Source organism: Jeotgalibacillus sp. 10bf12 (assembly GCF_055597105.1).
In genome coordinates this window covers 26,654-51,218 of the sequence record NZ_CP200276.1, presented here as the reverse complement: position 1 = coordinate 51,218, position 24,565 = coordinate 26,654, and the positions used below count along the sequence as shown (strand labels likewise).

Sequence of the window (24,565 nt, the reverse complement as noted above, 5' to 3'; positions counted from 1 at the left end):
ATAAATGATAAATATTATTGGATTAGGTTATATAGGATTACCAACAGCATTAATGTTTGCTAAGAACGGAGTTAAAGTAGTAGGTACAGATTATAATACTAACTTAGTAAATACTTTGAATAGCGGAAGCTTAACATTTGAAGAAGATGGACTAGTAGAACTTTTTGAAGAAGCTAAATCCAATGGTATCGAATTTTCAACAGAGTATCAAAAAACAAATACTTATATACTTGCTGTTCCAACCCCGTATATTGAGGAAAGTAAAAAACTAGACCCTAAGTATGTAATTTCAGCAGTCAACAGTGTACTTGATGTCTGTGATAAGGAAGCAGTTATCATTATAGAATCTACTATTGCACCAGGAACAATAGATAAATACATTAGACCGGAGATAGAAAAAAGAGGATTCAATATAGGTGAGGATATTCATCTTATGCATGCTCCTGAAAGAATAATTCCTGGAAATATGATCTATGAACTTGAAAATAATTCAAGAACTATTGGGGCAGATAACCAAGAAATTGGTGAAAAAATTAAAGACTTGTATTCAGCTTTTTGTAAAGCTGAAATTGTTGTTACAGATATAAGATCTGCAGAAATGTCTAAAGTTGTAGAAAATACTTACAGAGACATTAATATTGCATTTGCAAACGAACTAGCAAAAATTTGCCGAACAGATGATATGGATGTATATGAAATCATTCAGATTGCTAATATGCATCCACGAGTAAATATATTACAACCTGGACCAGGTGTCGGAGGACATTGTATATCAGTAGATCCTTGGTTTTTAGTAGGGGATTACCCGGATCTAACAAACTTAATTTTAACAGCACGTAAGACGAATGATTCTATGCCTGAGCATGTCTTGAAACGTATTAGAGATATCATGAGAGAACATGGAGTCAAGGATATATCTAAAGTTGGCCTTTACGGTTTAGCTTATAAAGAAAATGTAGATGATACAAGGGAAAGTCCTACTCTTCAACTACTAGAGCGGATGGATGAGCATTTAGCGTTTGGCGTTAAGGTTTTTGATCCGTTTATTAAAGAAAACATGAATTGTAATCAGTATCAAGATTTCGAACAATTTGTAAAAGACATCGAAATCTTAGTAATAATGGTAGGCCATAATCATATTATCAATAATAAAGATAAAATAAGTAGTAAATTTGTTTTGGATACAAAAAATATTCTTAATTCTAGTAATGTATATAAACTATAACCTAATCGTGGGGGAATAATGGAAGCACATATTTTTCATGATAACATTGTAACGAAAAAATGTTTAAAGTACTTAAGTAATATAGACAATAATTCAATTATTATTGCGACGAACTTGGATTTTTATCGTAGAGTTGAAGACTTAAATCTAGCAAAAGTGATATTTGTTGATCCATTTGAAGACTCTAATTCTACTGAAAGTGAAAAAATAGTAAAACAAATTATTAAATTAGTTGATCATGAAATGTCATTATTTTTTAAAAGTGTTTACACAAATAAAGTTCTAATAAATAAAGTGTATAACAATATAAGTATGGTAATTAACACTGTATTAAAAATACAAAACATAGTAAAAAAGTATAACATAAAAACATTAGTATTATATGGTGGATCTGATGAAGAACAATTATTAGGTATGAATCTAGCAGAGGGTGAAAGACCTTTTAGATATTTGTATAAGAGAGAATGGTTCTTAAATAATTTTATTCATAATGCATTTGGTGACACGTTAAAAATAGTATGGATAAATAAGTCAAATAAAATGTTGTTAAGGTTTATTAAAGTTAATAAGGTAAAAAGCATCTTATTGTTAAAAAAATATTTCTTGATCAAAAAAGTTTTACAATCAAAAAACTCAGATAGAAATGGTGAAAATATTGCAAAGGATGCTGCTATATTTGTAGTACGCAATCCCATTCAGGTAAATGCACTCTTACCTTTTTACAATAAAGTTAAAAATGAAAGTGAATTAAAAGCAACCTTTTTAACTTTTGAAAATTATAGTAATAATTCTCTGCAAAAAGTTATAAAAGATAAAAAAATAGAAAGTTTTGACATCTTTAATTTTTTAAAAGCTAGCGATATAAATCAAATCTATAAAGAATTAAATTTATTTATAAAAAGGAAAAAAAATAGTGAGAAAACAACATTTCATTTCGATATAAATATTATCAAAATTGATATTCACTCTTTAATTAATGATTTATCAATATATTGGTTTGATATATTGGTTTTTAAATTAGGGATAGATAATTTTTTATTTAAATCAAATATTAATCCAAAAATTATTATAAATAATGAAACCCATGGATATCACGCAGCCATTCAGTACTACTGGAGTAATTCGATGAATGTTCCAAATATAGGGCTTCAACATGTCGTTATAAGTGATAAATATTTACCAAGAATATCTTGGAACGACATAATGTTCTTGATGTCAAATAAAATCAAAAGTAGATTAACTGATATTAAGCCACTTGAAACTTTTGAATACTTAGGTCCTATTGCTTATGACAATTATTTCAACACAACAAAACATAGGGGAGAGTTCAATAAAATTACTGTATTTACCCAACCAGATGATTTCAAACAGGAGTATTTCAAAATTATTGAAGATTTAATAAGAATTAAACAAGAGTATAATTTAAACTTTAAAATTGAAGTTAAATTACATCCTCGTGAAAAAGATGCAAAGAGCTATCATAAAATAGTAAAAAAATATTCCGGTATAGAAGTGATTGGAAAGGAAAAGGACAGCAACTATTTAATCCAACATAGTGATGTAGTTATATCAATTAATTCAGGAGTTTTAATGCAAGCTATAATAATTGGCACACCATCGATCAGCGTAAATTATGATAATAAATTCACAACTAAATTGGATTTTATTGAAAATGATGTTACTAAAAAAGTTTATAGTTTTGAAATGCTAAAATCCATCATTTTAAATTTAGAAGTGCTAGGGGTAGATTATCAAAAAGCAAGAAGAGACTATATGAAATATGAGCTTAATGACTATAATGGTAATGCAGCAGATAAAATTTATAAATATTTGAACATCAACGAGTTATGAAAAGAGGTGTAATAGTGGAAAGTATTGAGAGAAAAGATGAATCAGTACTTTTTTTATATTTAATATTTTTTCATTTTATTTTATTTCAAATACTATCCATTCTGAGAGCAGCAGCTATTTACAACACCTCATATTTAGCTGTATATTCAAGCCTATTAATTTCGTTAGTTATAGTTGTTTTATTTTTAACTAAATTAAAAAAAATAAAGTTCAACTACTTTGAGATTTTATTGATATTAATTCCTATGATTCATTTTTTATTTGGTGTAATAATTAATGATTCTTATAGAGATCTAATAGCGGATACTTATAATGCTGTTTTTTTTGGTTTGCTCATAACCTATGTTAGAAGTCAAAAAGCCAGGTTTGACAAAGATCTACAAATAAAATTTGCTAATTGGATGTTTTGGGGCTTGGCAATCTCAACTTTTACGTACCTAATCTCTCCACTAGTTGGAATAACTGTTTATTCTGTAGGATCAACGTCAATATTCTTTATTTTCCCTTTAATTGTTTTTTTTATAACAAAGCAAAAAATAAAACTAATCTTAACTTTATTATTATTGCTTTTGGCTAGTAAGCGAGGAGTCTTATTAAGTGTTTTGGCAGTATTTCTTGTATATGGGTTAATTAATAGCAACATTAAGGCTTATATTCGATTTGGAATCATTACATCGGTTTTAATAACTGCATCGGCTGTAATTTATTTCACTATTAGTCCTGATAGAATTAATTTATTGCCGCAACAATTTCAACCATTAATGTATAAAACAATGTTTATAAATCCATTATCTGAGTATAATCGGTTTGAAAGTGATTCAAGAGTTAGAGAAATTGTTTATATATTTCAACCTATTTTAGAAAATCCTAGTTTTATATTATCAGGAATGGGACCTGGTTATACTTATGAGTACTATGATGCCAATGGGTATCTTTTAGAAGAAGAGCGTCATAACGCACATTTTACCCCCGCTACTATTTTCACAAGATATGGATTATTTTATACTATATTTTTGTATCTATATATTTTTATAATTATAATTCAAAACCTTGTAAAATTAAAAAATGGAAGTTTATCAAGTGAGAAGACTATACTTCTATTTTATTCAATAGCCAGCTTAGTAAATACATTAACCTCGTATACAATTTATCTTGATTATTTGTTGGTGTTTTCTATTGGAGTGCTTTCAATAAATAATAAAGATTTAAATAATAAAAAGGAATTTTTAAGGAATTATAAAAAATTTAATTATAAGAAAAAAGGAGAAATTAAATATGAATCTAGATAATAAAACTGTTTTAATCACTGGGGGAACAGGATCTTTTGGAAAGAGGTTTATTTCGAAGGTTTTAAATTCTAATATTAAGAAAGTTATAGTTTTTAGCCGAGATGAACTTAAACAGTATGAGATGGCTCAAGAATTCACAGATTCTAGAATTAGATTCTTTATAGGTGATGTAAGAGATAAAGATCGTTTATATAGAGCTTTTGAAGGAGTAGACATAGTTATTCATGCTGCTGCACTCAAGCATGTTGGAGCGTGCGAATATAATCCTTTTGAAGCTGTTAAAACTAATATTCATGGTGCCCAGAACATTATAGAAGCTGCGATAGATAGAAATGTTGAGAAAGTTATAGCTTTAAGTACCGATAAAGCAGCTAGTCCTGTAAATTTATATGGGGCTACTAAACTTGCATCAGATAAACTATTTGTAGCAGGTAATTCATATGTTGGAGATAAGAAAACAAAATTTGCTGTAGTGAGATATGGTAATGTAGTTGGAAGTAGGGGAAGTGTTGTTCCTTTCTTTAAAAAACTTAGTCAAAACGGCATAACAGAACTTCCAATAACCGATGAACGTATGACACGTTTTTGGATAACTTTAGATCAAGGTGTGCAATTTGTGATTGATAACTTAGAACGCATGAAAGGTGGAGAAATCTTCATTCCTAAAATTCCTAGTATGAAAGTTCCTGATCTTGCCAAAGCCATTGTGCCTAATTGTAAACTGAAAGTAATCGGTATCAGACCTGGTGAAAAATTGCATGAAGCAATGATAAATGAAGATGACGCTCGACAAACATTAGAATTTGATGATTACTTTGTTATTCAGCCTGAATTTCCTTGGTGGAAAAATGAAAATTCTGATGGAGGTAAACCATTACCAGAAGGGTTCACTTACATCAGTAATGTAAATGAAGATTGGTTATCTGTTGATCAACTTAGAGAATTGGTAAAAGAATAGTCTGCTAATGCTGAATTATATTTTGAAAGGAGACTATTAATAATGGGAAATGAATTAGTTAGAAGTGATTATTTGCCATATGGTCGTCAATGGATTGATGAAAATGATATAAATGAGGTAATACAAGTATTAAAGAGCGATTATTTAACTACTGGACCAGCTGTAGCTGTATTTGAACAGGCTATGGCGGATTATGTCGGTTCGACCTATGCTGTGGCATTCTCAAATGGTACAGCCGCACTACACGGTGCATGTTTTGCTGCTGGGATAAGTGAGGGTGATGAAGTTATCACAACGCCCATGACATTTGCTGCCAGTGCGAATTGTGTACTTTATCAGGGTGGTAAACCGGTGTTTGCTGATATTGATTCGGAAACCTATAACATTGATCCTGAGAACATCCGGTCATTAATTACTGAAAAAACAAAAGCGATCATTCCTGTCCATTTCACGGGTCAACCTGCGGAAATGGATGCCATTCAACAAATCGCAAAAGAGTATGATCTAGTAGTCATCGAAGATGCTGCTCACGCGCTGGGAGCGACTTATCGTGATCAAAAAATCGGTTCCATCAGTGATATGACGATGTTTAGCTTTCATCCTGTGAAACATATCACCTCTGGGGAAGGCGGTATGATTACGACTGACAGTGAAGCTTTCTATGAGAAACTCATTCAGTTCAGATCTCATGGCATTACCAGAGATGCAGATAAAATGATTGAAAATCACGGCCCATGGTACTATGAAATGCAATTTTTAGGATTTAATTACCGCATGACCGATATTCAGGCAGCACTTGGTACAAGTCAGCTGAAAAAACTGGATCACTTTGTGGATAGAAGAAGAAAGTACATCAAAATTTACAATGAAGCTTTTCAAGATCATGAGATCATTCAGACCCCTTTTCAAAGTGAGAGTGGTGAATCAAGCTGGCATCTATATGTGATCCGATTAGATTTGGAAAAGTTAACAGTCGGTAGAAAAGAAGTGTTTGAAACACTCATTAAAGAAAATATCGGTGTAAATGTACATTACATTCCAGTTCATTTACTTCCTTATTATTCAGATCTCGGCTATCAAGAAGGAATCTGTCCGCATGCTGAAAAACTGTATGAGGAATTCATTACATTACCCCTATTCCCTGCAATGAGTGAGTGTGATGTGAATGATGTCATTTCTACAGTTAATCGCGTCATTGATCAGTACCGAAGGTAGGTGTCTTATATGAAAACAGCTGTTATTATACAGGCAAGAATGGGTTCAACCAGATTGTCCGGAAAAGTCATGAAGGAGCTGAAAGGTGCTTCTGTGCTATCTCACGTTATCACAAGAGTCAAACAGGCTGCATTAGTGGATGAAGTAATCATTGCTACAACGACCCTGGACCGTGATGATGCAATTGAAGAGGAATCGAAGAAAAACGATACCTTAGTCTTTCGCGGAAGTGAACAGGATGTACTGAGCCGTTATTATTTGGCGGCAAAAAAGCATGACATTGATGTCATTGTCCGAGTGACTTCTGATTGTCCGGTCATTGACCCGCATGTGATTGATGACCTGGTAAGTCAGTTTGAAAAAGGGTCTAACGAAGTCGTGACAAACGCGGGTCCGGATGCAAATCAACGAACATTTCCAAGAGGGCTGGATACAGAGGTGTTTTCATTTCAAATGCTTGAAGAGGCATTTCTTAAAGCAAATGAAACTTATCAGCGTGAACATGTCACCCCATATATTTATGAATACAGTGATCATATTCATTATGTTCAGGCTGAAAAAAATGAGTCAAGGCATCGGTGGACGCTTGATACAGAAGAAGATCTGGCTTTAATGGTTGAAATTTATGACAGGTTATACAAGGGTACACACGATTTTTATCTGTATGAGCTATTACAGCTATTTGAACGGGAACCATCGTTAGCTCGAATCAATGCACATATTGAACAAAAGAAAGTCAGATAAGGTAAGGATGACAACGATGACTGTATATATTTTTACTGAAGGTGGAAACCGGTCAGGTTTAGGCCATATCTCAAGGTGCAGTTCTCTTTATGATGAATTAAACAGGAGAGGCAACATAGTTGAAATGATCGTGCTCAGCGAGTCAGACCAAATTGATTTCCTGCAGGGGAGGCAATATCAAATTATAAACTGGTTATCTGAAACATTTCTAATGGATTTTCTTACATCTGATGATGATTGTATTGTAGATTCTTATCTTGCAAGTAAAGAAATCTGCACAGTGATTTCTCAGTGCGCCAGAAAAGTACTATTTATTGATGATAATGGACGGATTGAATATCCGGACGGGATCATTGTAAATCCATCTCTTCATCCACAGGCAGTTACGTATTCTGAAGTCGATAGTAACTGCTATTTAATTGGACCAAAGTACAGTATTCTGAGACCTCCCTTTACAAAAGCAGTAAGAGAATCCATTCAGTCGGATGTCAAAGAAGTGTTAATCACAATGGGTGGGTCAGATCTTCACAATCTGACTCCGGATATCTTAAGATTACTTTCAGCACATTACCCGTCAATTCAATTTAACGTCGTGATTGGCAGTGCTTTTCATAATCGATCACAGATTAAGCAAATGGCGTCACCAAATATCAGCTTTTTTGAACGGATAACCGCAGAAGAAATGAAAGCACTCATGCTTACATCTGATCTGGCTATTACAGCAGCAGGTCAAACCATTTTCGAATGTATCGCAACTCGCACGCCTTTTATTCCGGTACAAGTTATTGAAAACCAGTATCAAAATTTAAAAGCATTGATTGAAGGAGAGTTAGTGGAACATAGCCTAGTATACAGTGAACTGGGTTTTAATCAAAAGTTGCAGGCAGCCTTTGGCGACATGCTTTCAATGGACGTAAGGCTGCGATTATATCAAAAGTTAACTGGAGTCATTGACGGACAAGGAAGTAAAAGGATTGTGGATGCCTTGTTAAATCTAGGACTACATACTAAACGATATTTTCTGAGAAACATAACATATGAAGATATGACAGCAGTATTTGATCTATCAAATGAAGATTATGTCCGGAAGCATTCTATTAATCAATCAAAAATTGAGTGGTTTGATCATCAGAACTGGTTTCAGCAGATGATTCAGTCAAAGGACCACGTATTTTATGTGGTCACTGATGACTCAGACCAGTTCTTGGGACAGATCAGGTATCAGCTTGAAGGTGCTTCGGCAACGGTGAGTATCAGCTTGAGCAGAGCACTTGCCGGAAAAGGCATGAGCGGAAAGCTGATGAGTGAAAGTATCATAAAACTTAAAAGAGAGAAAAAAGAGATAACAGAAATCGTTGCTTATGTATCAGAGGATAACCTCCCTTCAAAAAAATTATTTGAACGATTACATTTTATATTAAAAGAAAACAATCATGGGTTATTACAATATGTTTATCCATGTACTTAAAGGGGTTATAAAAAGATGTTGATTGACCAATTTGATTTGACGAAAAAAGTATTTATCATTGCTGAAATGTCTGCAAATCATGGCCATGATATAAATATTGCCAAAGAAACGATGAAGGCAGCTCAAGAAGCAGGGGCAGATGCGATTAAAATGCAGACATATACACCGGACACGATTACAATAGATTGTGATAATGAGTATTTTCAGGTGAAGCAGGGCACCATTTGGGATGGTCGAACGTTGTATGATTTATACAGAGAAGCCTATACACCGTGGGAATGGCATGAAGAACTGATGAATTATGCGAGAGAACTAGATATCATCTGTTTTTCAAGTCCCTTTGATCCGACGGCAGTTGACCTGTTGGAAAGCTTACATGTCCCTGCCTATAAAATTGCTTCTTTTGAAATCACAGATCTGCCTTTAATTGAATATGTAGCTTCTAAACAAAAACCGATTATCCTTTCCACAGGAATCGCGACATTAAGTGAAATTGATGAGGCGGTAGATACATGTAGAAAAGCTGGAAATGATCAAATTATTTTACTGAAATGTACGTCAGCTTATCCTGCAAAAATAGAAGATGCCAACTTGAAGACGATGCAGAATTTAAAAGAGACTTTTAATGTTGAAGTAGGATTGTCAGATCATACGATTGGTAACACCGTACCGGTGGTATCAGTGGCGCTCGGAGCAAGAGTGATTGAAAAGCATTTTATACTAGATAAAAACATTGGAGGTCCTGACGCCAGTTTTTCACTGGATCCATCTGAGTTTAAGCAGCTTGTCGAATCAGTGAGAGATGCTGAAAAAGCCATAGGTTCAGTAGATTATAAGATGACTGATAAAAAGAAAAAGAGCAGGGAGTTTTCTCGTTCATTGTTTGTCGTGAAGGATATTAAAAAAGGAGATGAACTGACTGAAGAGAATGTTCGATCAATAAGACCAGGGCATGGATTATCTCCAAAAAACCTAAAACAAATTATTGGCAAAAAATCGATCAGAGATTTGTCAAAAGGCACTCCAGTAAATTGGAAGGACTTTTAATTCATAGTCTTTTATTTATACTAGATTACAATAATTCTTTTAGAGTTGAATAGAAGAATATTACATGGTTTTCTCGTTCAATTGGTTAAATAAAGTTATTTTAAGCGATATTTCTTTTACGTTAAAATTTACAATTAATGGTATATTTTTATAGTTAGAAATTTATAGAAGTAACATAAAAAAATATTTTATATTCAACTAGCTCCAATCTATCAATGAGTTTCTTAGCATGAGGCGATGTTAAGTAAATTAATAGCCTATGAAATTTCGAAATATTAATTTATTGTTAATGAGCTCCACTTCAACTTTTAAAAGTTGAAGTGGAGCTAACAAAAATCATTCTAATAAACAGTTAAAATTGATATATGTACTTTTTTATCTGATATTATTAATAAAATTTAAAAGCTACTAAAGATTAATAGAATAAAATTTAGAGATTTAAAATGTATTATTTTGTGAATTAAAATCAAACTAATATTTACAATTTATTTCATTGTAGCTTAAAGCAAGATTAATTTAAAATAAGAATGCTCTTAAGGAAAGATACCTATTAAAAAATAGGGGAAATATTACTTTATATTAAGGATAATGATATGTCGAGTAAAATAAAAGGTTTCTATTCTAAAAATAAAGAATTCTTAACAGAACTAGTCATTATTACTTTGTCGAAATATTATAAACAAGGATTATTATTTATAAAAGGTTTACTATTGGCAAAATATTTATCTGTTGAAGAATTTGGGGTATATGGATTATTCCTAATTTTCCTTACTTTTTCGGCTGTTATCTCTTTTGGATCCACATACTCACTTAACAAGAAACTTTCTTTAGACAATAACTTAAATGATTCAAAAATAATTATCAATAGATCATTTGTGATTTTGTTATTGTCAAACTTTGTATTCTTGTTACTTTTTTTATTTGTGTTAATAAACTTAGATACTGCCTTTGGTAGAAGTTTTATATTAGTCTATTTAATTATTGTATTACAGCAGATAAATCTATTTTATGAAAATATATTAAGAGCATTACAGAGGTTCAAGAAAATTTCCGTAGGTCTATTCATACTCTCAACTATTGATATTGTATTGATTATTGCCTTATTGAATAATATTAATGTAAATTGGGTTTTGCTGTTTTACTTTATATCAGTAGTGGTTACAAATTTATATTATGTAGTTGTTACAAGGGAAGTAATAAGTCTTACAGGTTTATTTAAATATTTATTAGAAATCAAGAGCGATAGAATTGAGCTAAGCAAACATTTTTTGTTAGGAGTCAGTTTGTTATTCTACAACTTAAATTATCTCCTTTCAATAAATGTTGATAAAATAGTCGTTAATGTTGCTTATGGGGTAGAAAGCTTAGGTATTTATACTTTTGCAACTAATATAGTAGCTGGAACATTAGTGCTCCTTCAAGGTCTAAACTATATAACCTATCCAAAACTTCTAAATAAATTCTCAAGCATCATCTCTTATAATTTAGCAGTGAGATTTTATATGAAAATGATGAGTTTTATTGTACCTTTAATTTTATTTGTTAATATATTTGTGTTTTTTATAGCAACAAATTTAATATCTAACTTATACGAGGATTACACTAATGCTATAAGTATTATACTTATACTCTTAATAGGACAAATTTTTAACATCATTACATTATACAGTAATACAATTAGTATTGCATTAAACCAAGAGTCAGTTTTAATAAAATTACAATTAATAAGTTTATTTTTAAACATAATGCTTAGTTTATACTTTGCAAGTATAGGATCTGAACTAATTTTTATAGCTATAGCAACATCTATATCCCAAATAATACTTTGCATTTTATCAGTTCTAAATACTTTTAAAGCCATTAAGACAATAAAGTAATTAGTCGAACCCCACTGTCCTAAACACGATTCTGATAATTCAAGTCAATTGCATTAGTAAAAGTCAGAAGTAAATGATGGAAGCCCTTTGCTTTTGCTGTATTGGATAGTTAAATTCACTGAAAAAATCTCCCTGTCCTGAAAACAATTCTGATAATTCAAGTCAATTGTATAAGTTAATGTCAGTAATGAATGGATAAAGGGTTTTAATGTGGCAATGCTGATTAATTAATTGTCAGTGTAAATATCCCTTGAGTACGGTCTTGTGCTGATCCAGCGTTGACATTTTTTTGATCCGCTTATGACATCAACCTGATCCACTTGAAAATGCTAAAATAAAATTGACACTTTTTGCTCGATAGGTTTTACACTTTCGCTAGTTAGAATTGAACAGTACAATTATTAACTCTTATTCTTATCATAAAAAATCTCCCTGTCCTAACCACGATTCTGACAATTCAATTCAATTGCATAAGTGAAAGTCAGAAGTGAGAGATTAAAACACTTTAGAGTAGCTATGTTGAATAGTTATTTGTAAGTGTAAATGTTCATAAATGTTTTCAGGACAGGGAGTTTTAAAAATTCTTCAATGAAGATGGCTTTAAGTAATTTTCTTGGAAGAAAGATTGAGTTTGGGAAAAAGTATGAGTCGATTAAACCAAGGGATGTGCCACTTACATATGCTTCTACTGATAAGCTACAGAAGGCTGTAGGGTTTAAGCCGGATACATCTATTCAGGATGGGTTGCAGCGGTTTACGGATTAGCATGTGGAGTGCTACAACAAAAAATGATGATTGAAAAGCACTTTTAGTAGTGCTTTTTGTTTTAAAAAGACTGAAATTTCAGTTTTATATTTAGTTGTTTGATAAAGAGAACAGCCATTAGATTGACAACCCGCCTTTGCCATATTTTTGATCCATTAGTGACGCATTTTTATACCACCTCTGCCATACAGAGATCCACCAGCATCTTATGTTTATCAATTCCCGGACAAACAATACCGTCAACAATTGGACGTTTTTTAGCAGCATTAACAGCATAATAAAAAGCAAGAAGAAATGATCAATGAGAAATACGTTACTAAGAATATGACAAAAAATCTTATTTTTGAAGGATTCTTTCAATAATTGTCGAAATGTATGTAAGTGTAAAAATACAAGTATATATGTATCAGGAGGAATTAAAGATGAATGAGAACCATTTATTCATTAATCGTCGTACACTTGCCATCAGAAAAATTGAGCATCCTGAGTTTCAGTCTGAGATTATCCATTCAGATGGCGTACAGTATGCTGCTGATTCACCGGTAAAGATTTTGTTTGACTACTGCATGTTAACAGGCAGTACGCTAAAGGGAAGTATGGATGGATCCAGGCATAAACTGGGTGTCGAGGATTTGAATGTTCCATTTATACTGGATCCGGTGACTTGTCTCACTGTGATGCCGACACATGTACCCAATGATCCTGATAACATGTGGGTATTTCCTGAGCATGTGCTGAGGACAGCAGTCTACACAAGGAAAACTTCAGTCATTGAGTTTGTTGGGGGCAAGCAGCTACAGGTTCATGTGCCAATCAATGAACTGAATCTTCTTCTGAAACGTGCTGAGCGGTTTAAAGCGCTCGTGAGTAAAAGAAGGGTTCAGTCTTATCTCATTACAAAGCGGAGAGATAAGAAGGGGAAGTGAGTAAGAACTCTTTCAATTGTGATGCACTTTTACAATAGGAGCAGTTGTTTAGTTATACATAATAATAGAAGCAAAAGAATCGGTTGAGCGGTGAGAGGGTGGCGAGATGAACCAATCTGAGTATATGATTCAGATTGACTGGGATGGTCCTTATGATTTAACGCAGCTGAAACAATTAATGAATGATCAAGAGGATTACGGTGTCTACCAGATCTATGGAAAGTATCTTGTCTATGGCAGTGATGTGCTACTTTACATAGGCAAAGCAGATCGGCAGACGTTTGGGACAAGAATCTCTCAGGAAGGCTGGCTTTATCAGAACGATGCCAACAATCTGAAGATCTACATAGGCCGATTACATGGTACGCAGCCTGTCTCAGAGGAAGTCTGGTCAAAAGAGATTGATCTTGCTGAAAGATTACTATTGTACGTACATAAGCCATCTAACAATTCAAGGAGCATATCACCCCTCACAGACCACGAACTGAAGCATGTTCATCTCCTCAACTGGGGTCATCACAGAGATCTGCTGCCGGAAGTATCAGGAGCACGGTGGACAAGCAGGCTGGATGATATGCCTTATGAAGTGTATAGGTGGGAAGGATGAGGAATCAGTAAATACTTATGTTTGAATATGATAATTAAAGTGAATTAAATGAGTAAAAAATAATAAGTATGTAATTAAAGCACCTATAAATTTATTTTGAAAAAGAGTATTACGAATGAATTCACTTCAGGTGAGTGCAGTGTAGTAGGCGAATCGTATACAGCAACTCTATTTGCATGGGCTGGCTTTGATATTTCTGTTCAGTATGGAGCGAACCAGCCTGAATATGATCTGGTGTTAGTCTGCCGTAAAAAAATGTTAAAGGTCTCAGTAAAGGGAAGTAAAGATGGCGGCTGGGGATTAACACAAAGTCATAAGAAAGATCGGTCTTACTCTGAGGCAATTGACTATTGGGTAAGTAAGCATACAGACAATACCATCGTCAGCTTAGTTCAATTTAAAGATTCAGACTTTGAAAAAGGAGAATCTCCAAGAGTATACATAGCTACTCCAAAAGAGATTGGAGAAGAAATGAAGAAAATTAGAGGTGGGCATGGGAACACTGTTCTCAGAGAAAGACATTTGTGGCAGAGCGGATTAGCTAAAGGGCTCAGTGATTACATTCCGGAAGAATGGAGGTTTAATAGAGAGCGATTGAAGGTGTTGTTTCAGAATAATGTAGTTTAGAGGTGTTATCTTGGATCAGACAACAAAAAAAGGTGTTATTATAGCCTCTAGTTTTGTCATTTTTATTTTTCTAGTAGGGTACTTTTCATATAGCTGGTTTATTAAGTTGAATCTAAATGATAAAAATATTTGGATTCAATTTCTATCGCTTATTGCAAGTATTAGTTTAATGATTATCGTAGCTGAAATTTTCAGAATCATAACGCTGATTTCAGCGTTTCACTTGAAATTCGTATTGCTCTTTTTGTTAGTACTGGCAGAATTTTTTATGTCATTTTTATTTTTATTATTATCTATGTCAGTTGTTATTTTTTTGATTGAGTTTTTAACCGCCAGTGTTGATACTCATAGGTTTTTACTTGTTTTATTCTCTGGGAGTTTTGCACTATCTTTGGTTTTGTATATATCTTTCCTGAAGATGAACGTTGCTGGGAAAGTCATTAATTTTGATTTTGAATCTTTGTGGAGAGGTTTTAGATTTCTGAACATTCCCTTTAAGGAGGATATTAGTATTGCTCTAAATGAAGTTGAAGATCAGTATGTAATTAAAACAGTAGAGTTGATAGTACTAGGATTAACGATATTCTCTATTATCAATGCAACTGCTTCGAATTTCACAGACAATAATAGTCCTCAGGATTTTTCTGCATTATTCAATTCTATCAATGGACTATTACTATTAGTTACATTAACTTCGTATACACAATATATCCATCATAAATATCCTGTGTTTAGAAGAAAAACGGAAAAAGCTAATGTACCTGAACAGACGAAAGAACACTCTTAAATAATCCCCCGTCTTGAAAACAATTTATTTATTTCACATCAGCTGCATCAAGGAACTCAAGAAATAAATGTGCAGTACACTTTCAAGTTCTGAGCTGAATAATCGTCTATTAGTGTCATAGATTAAACTGTTTCCAAGGTAGGGGAGCTAACTATGCGATGGTCTAGCTTCAACTAAATAGCTTTTTTATGCTTCCTTCTCCAAAAATAAAATCCGCCTGCTGTAGGTGCAACAATTGCTGCTCCGGCCAGTAGGATTATATTTCGTTGTTCTTCTTCGCGCTGTTCTTTAATGTTCTGCCCCTGTTCAAAAAGTGAATCATAAAGGCTGATGGAAGCAGCGTTCACTTTGAATTTTTCAGCAATGACATATTCATCACTTTCTTCACCGAGTGTCTGAGCATTCGATTTGATCTCTTTAGCGATATCATTACTTTCATATCCTTCTTTGAACCATTCACTAAGCTCCTGATGATCTGTATAGGTTTCCTCTTTAAAATCTATTTGCTCGAAGGCAGAGTAGTATCCTTCCTGATGTATTTCTTCTTTTCGTTTCATCTTTCCAGCTTCATATCCCTTTTCAAAAGCAGATTGATAGCTGGGCTTTATCGCTTCTTTAGGTACAATTAGCTCTGCCACTGCATACCCTTCAGTTTCTCCCAGTCTAGTAAGCTTTTCGATTTCATTATGATCTCGCTCATCGACTCCTACTTTATGCCCTTTTTCGAATGCTGTGCGTAAAGAATCTTTTTCACATGCTTTAGAAATTACCAGCTCATCTTGTATTAATCCCTGATTGTACCCTTCGTTAAAACAGGTATCTTCAAGCTTTGCTGTTTCCCATGAATCAGCAAATGTTTCATGATATGCATTCACATATGCTTCAGATTCTTGGGTTTCATAATCAAATGCATCTATCGCCCTGCCTGCAAGAAAAGCAGCTCTGCCGTCGACTTTTCCTTTCTCAGCTCCTGTTGCCTTATCCTTAGCGATTTTTTCTTCTGCTTCAATTTTTTCAAGTCCTTCCGCATAACCAGCTTCAAAACCAGCATCCCAGCCCTTTACATAGTCTTCATTGGAATCTGTTGACTCGGCATCCTGCTTACCCTTTTTATAACCGGCTTCAAAGCCTTTGCTATAACCGGAATCATATCCCCGATCATAATAAATCTTAGGATCATATGCAGGTTCCTCAGGCTCAGGAGTAGCACTCGGAGTGCTTGTCTGAGGAGAATCACTGCTCCCCCCATTATGGTAGTGGTACCCGGTGCACAATCCTTTAGCAATTGATTTCTCAGAACAATTATGTCCACCGCTACTATCAGTACGTCCAGAATGAGCATTAACTTCAAGGGTTGTCGTAAGACTGAGGAAAAGCAAAATCATCAGTATGATAGACCATTTTTTCACATAAAACCCTCCTTATGTATCTTAAGAGTATTATATATGAAAATATTTATGTTTTGGGAGAACATAAAAAATATTTATTATGATAGAACAAACTTTTAATGACGCCTCATAATGACCGAAACTTGATAGGGAATTTTCTCTTAAAATTGATTTTTTCTCATTTAAATACATATTGAATAATACCTTGTAGATTATTTTAGTTTAACTATTACTCATAATTCGTCGATATAATATGTAAGAAATGTTGTGAGAATAGTGAAAAATTGTAGATCGAATGAACAATTTAAAGGGAGAGGGTGTTGGGCAATGGATCACAATTCACGTTTATACAAAGTATCTGCTGGAATATTAAATGGGATTTTCGAACTGGAGTTATCTGACTTTGATAGACCGGGCGTTTATGGGCTCATTGTGAATGAAGATGATTATTTGTATATCGGAAAATCAAATACTTCAATGTTTAAAAGAATATGGGATCATATAGGGAACTTGTCTATAAAATCTGAATTGTTTGGTCTTTTACCTTCTGAATTAAAAAGTGGCAAGGTAAGGATCAGTATCGTAATTATATATGATGATTTTAATGAAGAAATTAGTTTGAGTGAGAAAGAAATATATTATATCAATAAGTATGAACCAATCTTACAAAAACAACCTAATAGTGACCGCTGTATACGTGGTACTGAAAATAGAAGAGCTGCTGTAGAAGAAAGACTACATATATTTTAAGTATTAAGCATTATCGAAAATCTCCCTGCCCTAAAAAAGATTCTGACAATTCAAGTCAATTGCATAAGTGAAAGTCACAAATGAGTGATGTAAGCACTTTGCTTTTGCTTTATTGGATAGTTATTTGTAAAGGCAAATATTCATAAATGTTTTCAGGACAAGGAGTTCCTGTCAAAAAAGAAGCAGGCAATCATGGAAATCCACGAGTGCCTGCTTCTTTGAAATTCTTAAGCGCCTTAAGTTAATCACATCTACATAAGGCTAGTGCTTTTAGCGAATCATAAATGATTCAGCGTCGTCTCATTCAACTTAGTTACCTTCACCTGCTGCAGTAATGTTATAAATCTTACCACCATCAGTGGCTGCAATAAGTGCGCCATCCTCCGTTACGAGAATGTCACGGAAACGTTCGCCTTCGTCAGTTAATAGACGTTCTTCTCCAACGATGATGTCATTTTCGATGACGACACGTACAATATAGTTCGGGAATAGACCACCAATGAACAAGTTGTTCTCCCACTCGGGAATGGCGTCGTTGTCATAGAATGACATACCACTTGGTGCGCTGGTTGGATCCCAGTAATATACTGGTTCAACAAAGCCTTGAGCTTCGTGTTCTGCGATACCCTCATTGATTAGTTCACCAGAGTACTCAATCCCATAAGAAACAATTGGCCAACCATAGTTAGAACCTGGTTCGATAATGTTTAGTTCATCCCCAGCTTGTGGGCCGAATTCAACAATCCAAAGGTCTCCTGTTGCGGGGTTGAAGTCCACACCTTGAATATTACGGTGACCGTAGCTGTAAATACCATCTAGTGCATCTTCATCTTCGGTAAATGGATTCGACTCTACTGGTTCCCCGTCCTGTGTAATGTGAATGACTTTACCTAAGTAAGCATCTAAGTCTTGTGCACGTTCGCGAATGGGATCATCTGAACGCTCACCAGTTGTTAAGAATAGGTTGCCTTCCTCATCAAAGATAATACGTCCACCATAGTGTAAGGTACCATCATATGCTGGTGTTGCCAGGAATATCACTTCAAAATCTTCAAGCGCGGCTTCATCTTCTGATAAAACACCTTTACCGACAGAAGTTACCGTTCCACCTTCAATATCCTGCGAAAACGTCATAAATACGGTTCTTGATTCGTCAAAATCAGGTGCAATGGTTACATCCAGCAAACCACCTTGAGATTCGTTATTTACCTCTGGTGTACCTTCGATTGGATCTGATACAGAGCCATCTTCAAGGTTTACAATCAGCAGTTCTGCTGAATCTCTTTGCGTAACAAGTAGGCGGTTTGGTTCAAACTCTTCCATTCCCCAGGACACGCCAAGACCCTCAGCAACCACTTCTACATCAAGTTCTGTTTCAGTTTCTACTTCAGGTGCTCTTGTTTGTTCTGGAAATGCTGGTTCAAACTCAGTAACTTTTGGCTCGGATTCTGCACTTTCGTCAGCACTTTCTTCTGTTCCAGCATCCGAGTCATCAGTTGATGCTTCATCTGAAGGTTCATCATTGCTACATGCTGCCAAAGCCAATACAAAGATCAGCATTGTAAAGAACATGAATCTTGACCATGTAACTTTTTTCATCTGTTTTCCTCCTCATTTCTGGAATATTAAACTGAATATAGACTAAAATACAGTACCCTGAAACCGGGCACTGAAATTTGGTTAAGGCTTTCGTCTCATAGCTAACAACTCAGTTGTACATGTACTTTTCCCTAAAAGCTATTCCAGGAAACCAATTTTTAAAAATCTCCCTCTCCCAAATATGATTCTGACAATTCAAGTCAATTGTATAAAATATAGATGTGTATATGCTTAGGACGGAAGGTATAGTATGACAAAGTGACACTTTAACTTTAGTCCCGGCATAGCGCTTTGATTAGTATAGATCAAAAAGTCTCACCACAGGATATCATGAGGCATTTACGCTAAAATGGTTTTTGTTTCAAAAAATTAAAAACTATTATATAATTTATAGGTATAAAGATATATATAGAAGAATGATTAAACATCTTACAGGAGGTGAGAAAGATAAATCAATCGACGGCAATTAACTTCTTTGAGCAGGAAGACTATCAAAAAGTTCTACCTATTATATATAACGCTTATTTTGGTCTGGCGATTGTATTTTTCATCCTGCAGGTTCCATTACTTGCATTATGCTACACCATATCAGGAATTAGGAAACTCTCCCTGTGCTAAACATAATTCTGACAATTCAAGTCAATTGTATAAGTGGAAGTCAGAAGTGAGTAAATAAAGTACTTTGCTGGGCCGTGCTGGATAGTTATTTGTAAGTGTGAATATTTATAAATGTGTTTAGGAGAGGGATTTATTGTTGATATTTCTAATTTGTACAGTCAGCAAAAAAAACAGGCAATCATGGAAATCCAGGATTGCCTGCTTCTTTGATATTGTCAAGCGCCTTAAGTTAATGACATCGGCATAAGGCTAGTGCTTTTAGAAAATAATAAATTATTAAGCGTCGTCGTCTTTAGTAGTGATATCGTTGCTTCAACTTAGTTACCTTCACCTGCTGCAGTAATCTTATAAATCACACCGCCATCAGTGGCTGCAATAAGCGCGCCATCCTCAGTTACGAGAATGTCACGGAAACGTTCTCCTTCGTCAGTTAATAGACGTTCTTCTCCAACGATGATGTCATTTTCGATGACGACACGTACAATATAGTTCGGCAATAGACCACCGATGAACAAGTTGTTCTCCCATTCAGGAATTGCGTCGTTGTCATAGAATGACATACCACTTGGTGCACTCGTTGATCCCAATAATAGACTGGTTCAACAAAGCCTTGAGCCTCGTGTTCTGCAATACCATCATTGATTAATTCACCAGAGTACTCGATACCATAAGAAACAATTGGCCATCCATAGTTAGAACTTGGTTGGATAATATTGTTAATGCTGCTCAAAAACGTCCAATTGTTGATGGTATTGTTTGTCCGGGGGTTGACGGATATAGTGTCCTTAACAACCCTTAAGAAAGGAAAAGATGCTTTCCATAATGCCTGCCATTACCAGTGGCGCGACGGAAGACGCCCTCAAAACAATTGTGATTTTTGTTTGTGATCAATTTATATTAGAAATCGTTAAGAAAAAGTCGCTTAAATGAAGTGCGGTGAAAACTACTTTTCTTTTTTCTCAGCATCAAGTGTTTAAGATCATGATGAATTAGGAATTATAAAACTAATCTAGGTCCTCCTGATCATCTAATGAACATATTCCATATAGAATGATTTTACTTGATAGTGTCTTAACTCTAAATATCGCGCTGGCTCAGCATTTTCAAGTCTTAATTAAATAACTTTATCTTTTCGCTTTCTCCTCCAAAAATAAAACCCACCTGCGGCCGGCATCCCAATTGCTGCTACACCTAAAATCATGTTACGTTGTTCTGCTTCACGCTTCTCTTTAATTAACTGACCTTTTTCAAATAGAGAGTCATAGAGACTTATTGAGTCCTCATTGACCTTATATTTTTCAGCAATGATGTATTCATCATTTTCTTCTCCCAATGTCTGGGCATTTGCTTTTATTTCTTCAGCGATGTCGTTGCTATCATATCCTTCCTTGTACCATGTACTAAGGACTTCATGATCCGTATAGACTTCATTCAAAAAATCTATTTGTTGAAAAGCTGAGTCATAGCCTTCCTGATATACTTCTTCTTTCCGTTTAAGCTTTCCGTCTTCATATCCTTTTTCAAAAGCAGTTTGATAGCTTGGCTTGACAGCTTCTTTAGGCATGACTAGATCTACCACTTCATAACCCGCTGCTTCTCCCTGTTCAGTAAGTTTCGCGATTTCTTTAGTATCCCGCTCTTCAACTCCTTTTATATGTCCTTTTTCAAATTCAGAACGTAATTTATCTTCTTCACACGCTTTAGGTACTGTCATTTCATCTTGTTTCAGCCCCTGGTTATATCCTTCTTCATAACAATTATCTCTAAGCTTTGCCGTTTCCCAGGAGGCAGTGAATGTTTCTTTGTATGCTTTTATAAAAGTCTCAGAACTCTGAGTCTCATATGTAAAAGCATCTATCGCTTTTCCGGCAAGATAGGCAACTCTTCCGTCCACTTTCCCTTTTTCAGCGCCATCTACTTTATCTTTAGCCACTTTTTCTTCCGCTTCTTTTTTCTCAAGCCCTTCTGCATAACCAGTTTTAAAACCAGCAGCCCAGCCTTCTATATAGTCTTCATTGGAATCTGTCGTCTCTTCATCCTGATTCCCTTTTTGATAGCCGATCTCAATTCCCATTGTGTAACCAACTTCATATCCTTCAAAAAATCTCCCTGTCCTAAACACGATTCTGACAATTCAAGTCAATTGCATAAGTGAAAGTAAGAAGTGAGTGATGAAAGCATCTGAGTGAGGTTATGTTGAATAGTTATTTGTAAGTGTAAATATTCATAAATGTGTTCAGGACAGGGAGTTGTGGGGAAGGCACAAAAACCGTTAGAGCAAAATAAAGAGCGCTGATCTATTTAGTCGGATCGGCGCTCTTAAACGATTTTTATCATTCTCTATAGTCATAATACATCGATCTTTTACCAGTTCTAATTATTTTCTTTTCTGCGACAGCCTTTTGCCAGCGTGCAATGGAAATTTCATTTAGTGCTTTTACTTCTCCAGGTGTTCTCGTCCGAGATTTTTTTCTGCGACCATTTAAAGTAGATCTGATCATAGCATTTGCCTGTTTTCGGTTTTTCTAAATATTTTGATTGATCTCACCTAATGAAATGGTTCGCATAAAATCAGCCCTGTTTTAACAAAGTAATCATCTTATCCTTATTATATTCAATAGGGGTGGAGAGGGGAAATGGAGTGTGATGCATCTATACTTTAAAATGATTAAAACTCCGGCACCCCACCATCCGGCACATGCCGATCCTCCTCAACCTCTACACGGTACTCAAGACAATACCGGGCATAGGCTGCATTCGTTTTCTCAAACCCATGTGGCAGCAGCTCTTTCAAAATATTCCTGTCTAAATAAGGGGGAGCAAAGAGTGTGTCATTAGCATAGAGAGGATAGGAACTGTATGGATAATCCGTCAGCTCAGTAACCATTGGAATCATCGTTTCAATCGGATTACGGTGAATATAATTGCTCACTGTCAATAACCCAAGGGGACCATCAACTTCCTTCGCAAAATAGCGCTTTTGATAAATTCGCCCGATATGACCATACCGGCTCGAGTAAGAATCACTATAACGCCGGTTCACAACCGCCATGATTTTACTGAGTGGATCTTTCTCAGCGCGGATCAGCAGGTGGTAATGATTCGTCATAAAGCAATAAGCAAGTATTTTAAATGGGTATTTCAGGTAAGCAAGCATCAATGCCCGTTCTAATTCGCGCATATCTTCTTTTGTCCTGAAAATAAACCTACGATTATTCCCGCGCATAATCACGTGATAATAAGCATTCTGCCTGAAATTTCTTTTTTCAGTCATCACGCTACCTCATCAGCGACTGATGAACCTGTGCCGCGCTGATTTTCCAGCTCAGCGCTTCTTCAATGCATTCGTCAGTCACTTTTCCATCATAATTTAAATCTGCAATTGTCTGCGAAAGCCTTAAGATTTTCATTGTCGAGCGGCTGCTCAATTTCTCACTAAAACTGACTTCCTGGACACGCTTCAGTTGATCAGCAGTGAAAGACGTCTTTTCTTCAAACAGTTTTACAGGCGCGATCGCATTAGTATAATTTGAACCGAAGCGGGCCCGCTGACGTTGTCTTGCAGCTGTTACTTTTTCACGGATTTCAACAGACGTTTCAGCCGTTGTCGCAGATAAAATACCCTGACTTTTCATCTCCAGCACAAAATCTACACGGTCAATAATTGGACCCGTAATCTTCTGCATATATCTAAGCCTGATTTTATCACTGCACGTACAATACTTTTCATTGGAACCGTAATAACCGCAAGGGCAGGGGTTCGTCGCAGCGATCAAATTAATTGAAGCGGGAAACTGGTCAGAACCTTCAACCCGATTTACAGTAGCAACTCCCATTTCAAGTGGTTGCCTGAGCGTATCGATGACGCGCTTTTGAAAGTGGCCGAGTTCATCAAGAAAGAGTACGCCGCGATGCGCAAGTGACATTTCACCGGGTCGCGGATAACGACCACCGCCAACAATTGCCCCTTCAGAAGAGGAATGATGCGGACTTCGGAAGGGAGGTCTGACAGTCGTACCTCGCTGCTGTCTTGCCAGCTGATAAATGCTGTACACTTCAAGTACTTCATCATGCGTTAGGTCAGGCAGAATCGTATGAAAAGCATTTGAAAGCAGACTCTTCCCACACCCCGGCGGACCACTCATCAGCAGGTGATGACCGCCAGCTGCCGCTAATACCATCGCACTTTTCGCTTCTTCATGTCCGCGTATAGCAGAAAAGCATACGTGCGGAACCTCAACCGTTTCCTCCTGAGGACGCTCATTTACAATTATTGTCAAATCACTTTCAAACAAAGAGCGTTTTCCTTTTAAATGCTGAAGCAACGACTCAATATCGGAAATTCGAATAAACTCAACGTTCTGGATGTTTTTAAAAAAGGTTAAATCAATTGGTGGGATATATATGCGCGTAAAACCGAGAAGAACTGCCTGGTGAATCGAAGTGATAATGTTGTGGAATGTGGTGAATTCGCCTGAGAGGGTTAGAGCAGCAAAGAAGCAGGTCCGATCAGGAATTTTAAGCGGGACCTTTTCCATCTCCTGCAGCACAGCGATCAGCATCGCCATATCAAACGCTGTACCCTGCTTTTTCAAATCGGCAGGAGAAAGATGAACCGTAATCTTCTTCATCTCAACATCCTTCCCAAGTACATGAAGCGCACTAAGAATACGTTCCTTTGATTCTTTCAACGATGCATCCGGCAGGCCGACAATGATGCATTGCGCTTTGTCTGTCCTGACTGACGCTTCGATTTTGACTATATGACCTTTTAGGCCGGTTAAGCCGATACTGTAGATTTCGTTGTTGATATAGATCACTCCT

Annotated in this window: 20 protein-coding genes and 2 pseudogenes; 15 read left to right on the top strand and 7 right to left on the bottom strand. The window is 35.3% G+C overall.

Features of this window, described 5'->3' with window-relative positions; all coding sequences use genetic code 11:
* Window positions 1-4: 4 nt before the first annotated feature.
* From DH10bf12_RS00245 to DH10bf12_RS00180, 14 genes and pseudogenes are all read left to right on the top strand, one after another.
* Entirely contained in the window at window positions 5-1,225 is a 1,221-nt protein-coding gene (locus DH10bf12_RS00245; protein WP_471736627.1) for a nucleotide sugar dehydrogenase, read from the top strand.
* An 18-nt stretch (window positions 1,226-1,243) separates the two neighbouring features.
* Window positions 1,244-3,076, top strand: coding sequence for a hypothetical protein (locus DH10bf12_RS00240; RefSeq protein WP_471736626.1), 1,833 nt, complete (start codon window positions 1,244-1,246; stop codon window positions 3,074-3,076).
* A gap of 14 nt (window positions 3,077-3,090) precedes the next feature.
* On the top strand, window positions 3,091-4,365 hold the full coding sequence (locus DH10bf12_RS00235) for a hypothetical protein (RefSeq protein WP_471736625.1): 1,275 nt from the start codon (window positions 3,091-3,093) through the stop codon (window positions 4,363-4,365).
* Window positions 4,352-5,323, top strand: a complete 972-nt coding sequence (gene pseB / locus DH10bf12_RS00230) for a UDP-N-acetylglucosamine 4,6-dehydratase (inverting) (protein ID WP_471736624.1) — start codon at window positions 4,352-4,354, stop codon at window positions 5,321-5,323. Before DH10bf12_RS00235 ends, pseB begins: the two co-directional genes overlap by 14 nt.
* A gap of 42 nt (window positions 5,324-5,365) precedes the next feature.
* Window positions 5,366-6,538 (top strand): UDP-4-amino-4,6-dideoxy-N-acetyl-beta-L-altrosamine transaminase, encoded by a 1,173-nt coding sequence (pseC, locus tag DH10bf12_RS00225; RefSeq protein ID WP_471736623.1) that lies wholly within the window; start codon window positions 5,366-5,368, stop codon window positions 6,536-6,538.
* A 9-nt stretch (window positions 6,539-6,547) separates the two neighbouring features.
* A complete protein-coding gene (locus tag DH10bf12_RS00220) occupies window positions 6,548-7,282 on the top strand; it encodes a cytidylyltransferase domain-containing protein (protein WP_471736622.1) in 735 nt (244 codons plus the stop codon).
* Window positions 7,283-7,298: 16 nt separating this feature from the next.
* Window positions 7,299-8,750, top strand: a complete 1,452-nt coding sequence (locus tag DH10bf12_RS00215) for a GNAT family N-acetyltransferase (RefSeq protein ID WP_471736621.1) — start codon at window positions 7,299-7,301, stop codon at window positions 8,748-8,750.
* Window positions 8,751-8,765: 15 nt separating this feature from the next.
* Complete coding sequence (gene pseI / locus DH10bf12_RS00210) at window positions 8,766-9,797, top strand: pseudaminic acid synthase (RefSeq protein ID WP_471736620.1); 1,032 nt, start codon at window positions 8,766-8,768, stop codon at window positions 9,795-9,797.
* A gap of 593 nt (window positions 9,798-10,390) precedes the next feature.
* Window positions 10,391-11,674, top strand: coding sequence for an oligosaccharide flippase family protein (locus DH10bf12_RS00205; RefSeq protein ID WP_471736619.1), 1,284 nt, complete (start codon window positions 10,391-10,393; stop codon window positions 11,672-11,674).
* A 585-nt stretch (window positions 11,675-12,259) separates the two neighbouring features.
* Window positions 12,260-12,439, top strand: a pseudogene (locus DH10bf12_RS00200) (NAD-dependent epimerase); the annotation flags it as partial.
* 422 nt (window positions 12,440-12,861) lie between these two features.
* Window positions 12,862-13,365, top strand: a complete 504-nt coding sequence (locus DH10bf12_RS00195; RefSeq protein WP_471736618.1) for a competence protein ComK — start codon at window positions 12,862-12,864, stop codon at window positions 13,363-13,365.
* 106 nt (window positions 13,366-13,471) lie between these two features.
* Complete coding sequence (locus DH10bf12_RS00190; RefSeq protein ID WP_471736617.1) at window positions 13,472-13,972, top strand: hypothetical protein; 501 nt, start codon at window positions 13,472-13,474, stop codon at window positions 13,970-13,972.
* A 96-nt stretch (window positions 13,973-14,068) separates the two neighbouring features.
* A complete protein-coding gene (locus tag DH10bf12_RS00185) occupies window positions 14,069-14,599 on the top strand; it encodes a PDDEXK family nuclease (protein WP_471736616.1) in 531 nt (176 codons plus the stop codon).
* Between the two features lie 10 nt (window positions 14,600-14,609).
* Window positions 14,610-15,386 carry a hypothetical protein gene (locus DH10bf12_RS00180; RefSeq protein WP_471736615.1) on the top strand — a complete coding sequence of 259 codons (777 nt, stop codon included), beginning with the start codon at window positions 14,610-14,612 and terminating at the stop codon, window positions 15,384-15,386.
* Between the two features lie 173 nt (window positions 15,387-15,559).
* On the opposite strand, the gene DH10bf12_RS00175 is transcribed toward DH10bf12_RS00180, so the two are convergent.
* Complete coding sequence (locus DH10bf12_RS00175; protein ID WP_471736614.1) at window positions 15,560-16,795, bottom strand: YHYH domain-containing protein; 1,236 nt, start codon at window positions 16,793-16,795, stop codon at window positions 15,560-15,562.
* Between the two features lie 306 nt (window positions 16,796-17,101).
* On the opposite strand from DH10bf12_RS00175, the gene DH10bf12_RS00170 reads away from it, so the two are divergent.
* Complete coding sequence (locus tag DH10bf12_RS00170; RefSeq protein ID WP_471736613.1) at window positions 17,102-17,524, top strand: GIY-YIG nuclease family protein; 423 nt, start codon at window positions 17,102-17,104, stop codon at window positions 17,522-17,524.
* A 309-nt stretch (window positions 17,525-17,833) separates the two neighbouring features.
* Here DH10bf12_RS00170 and DH10bf12_RS00165 read toward each other — a convergent pair whose 3' ends face one another.
* From DH10bf12_RS00165 to DH10bf12_RS00140, 6 genes and pseudogenes are all read right to left on the bottom strand, one after another.
* Window positions 17,834-19,123 carry a PQQ-dependent sugar dehydrogenase gene (locus tag DH10bf12_RS00165; RefSeq protein WP_471736612.1) on the bottom strand — a complete coding sequence of 430 codons (1,290 nt, stop codon included), beginning with the start codon at window positions 19,121-19,123 and terminating at the stop codon, window positions 17,834-17,836.
* A gap of 935 nt (window positions 19,124-20,058) precedes the next feature.
* Window positions 20,059-20,471 (bottom strand): annotated as a pseudogene (locus tag DH10bf12_RS00160) (PQQ-dependent sugar dehydrogenase).
* A gap of 384 nt (window positions 20,472-20,855) precedes the next feature.
* Window positions 20,856-21,815, bottom strand: a complete 960-nt coding sequence (locus DH10bf12_RS00155; RefSeq protein WP_471736611.1) for a hypothetical protein — start codon at window positions 21,813-21,815, stop codon at window positions 20,856-20,858.
* Between the two features lie 259 nt (window positions 21,816-22,074).
* On the bottom strand, window positions 22,075-22,242 hold the full coding sequence (locus DH10bf12_RS00150) for a hypothetical protein (RefSeq protein ID WP_471736610.1): 168 nt from the start codon (window positions 22,240-22,242) through the stop codon (window positions 22,075-22,077).
* Between the two features lie 167 nt (window positions 22,243-22,409).
* Window positions 22,410-23,015, bottom strand: coding sequence for a transposase (locus DH10bf12_RS00145; protein WP_471736609.1), 606 nt, complete (start codon window positions 23,013-23,015; stop codon window positions 22,410-22,412).
* 4 nt (window positions 23,016-23,019) lie between these two features.
* The gene (locus DH10bf12_RS00140; RefSeq protein ID WP_471736608.1) at window positions 23,020-24,561 is read right to left on the bottom strand and encodes a YifB family Mg chelatase-like AAA ATPase; all 1,542 of its coding nucleotides are present in this window, start codon (window positions 24,559-24,561) and stop codon (window positions 23,020-23,022) included.
* Between the last annotated feature and the right edge of the window lie 4 nt (window positions 24,562-24,565).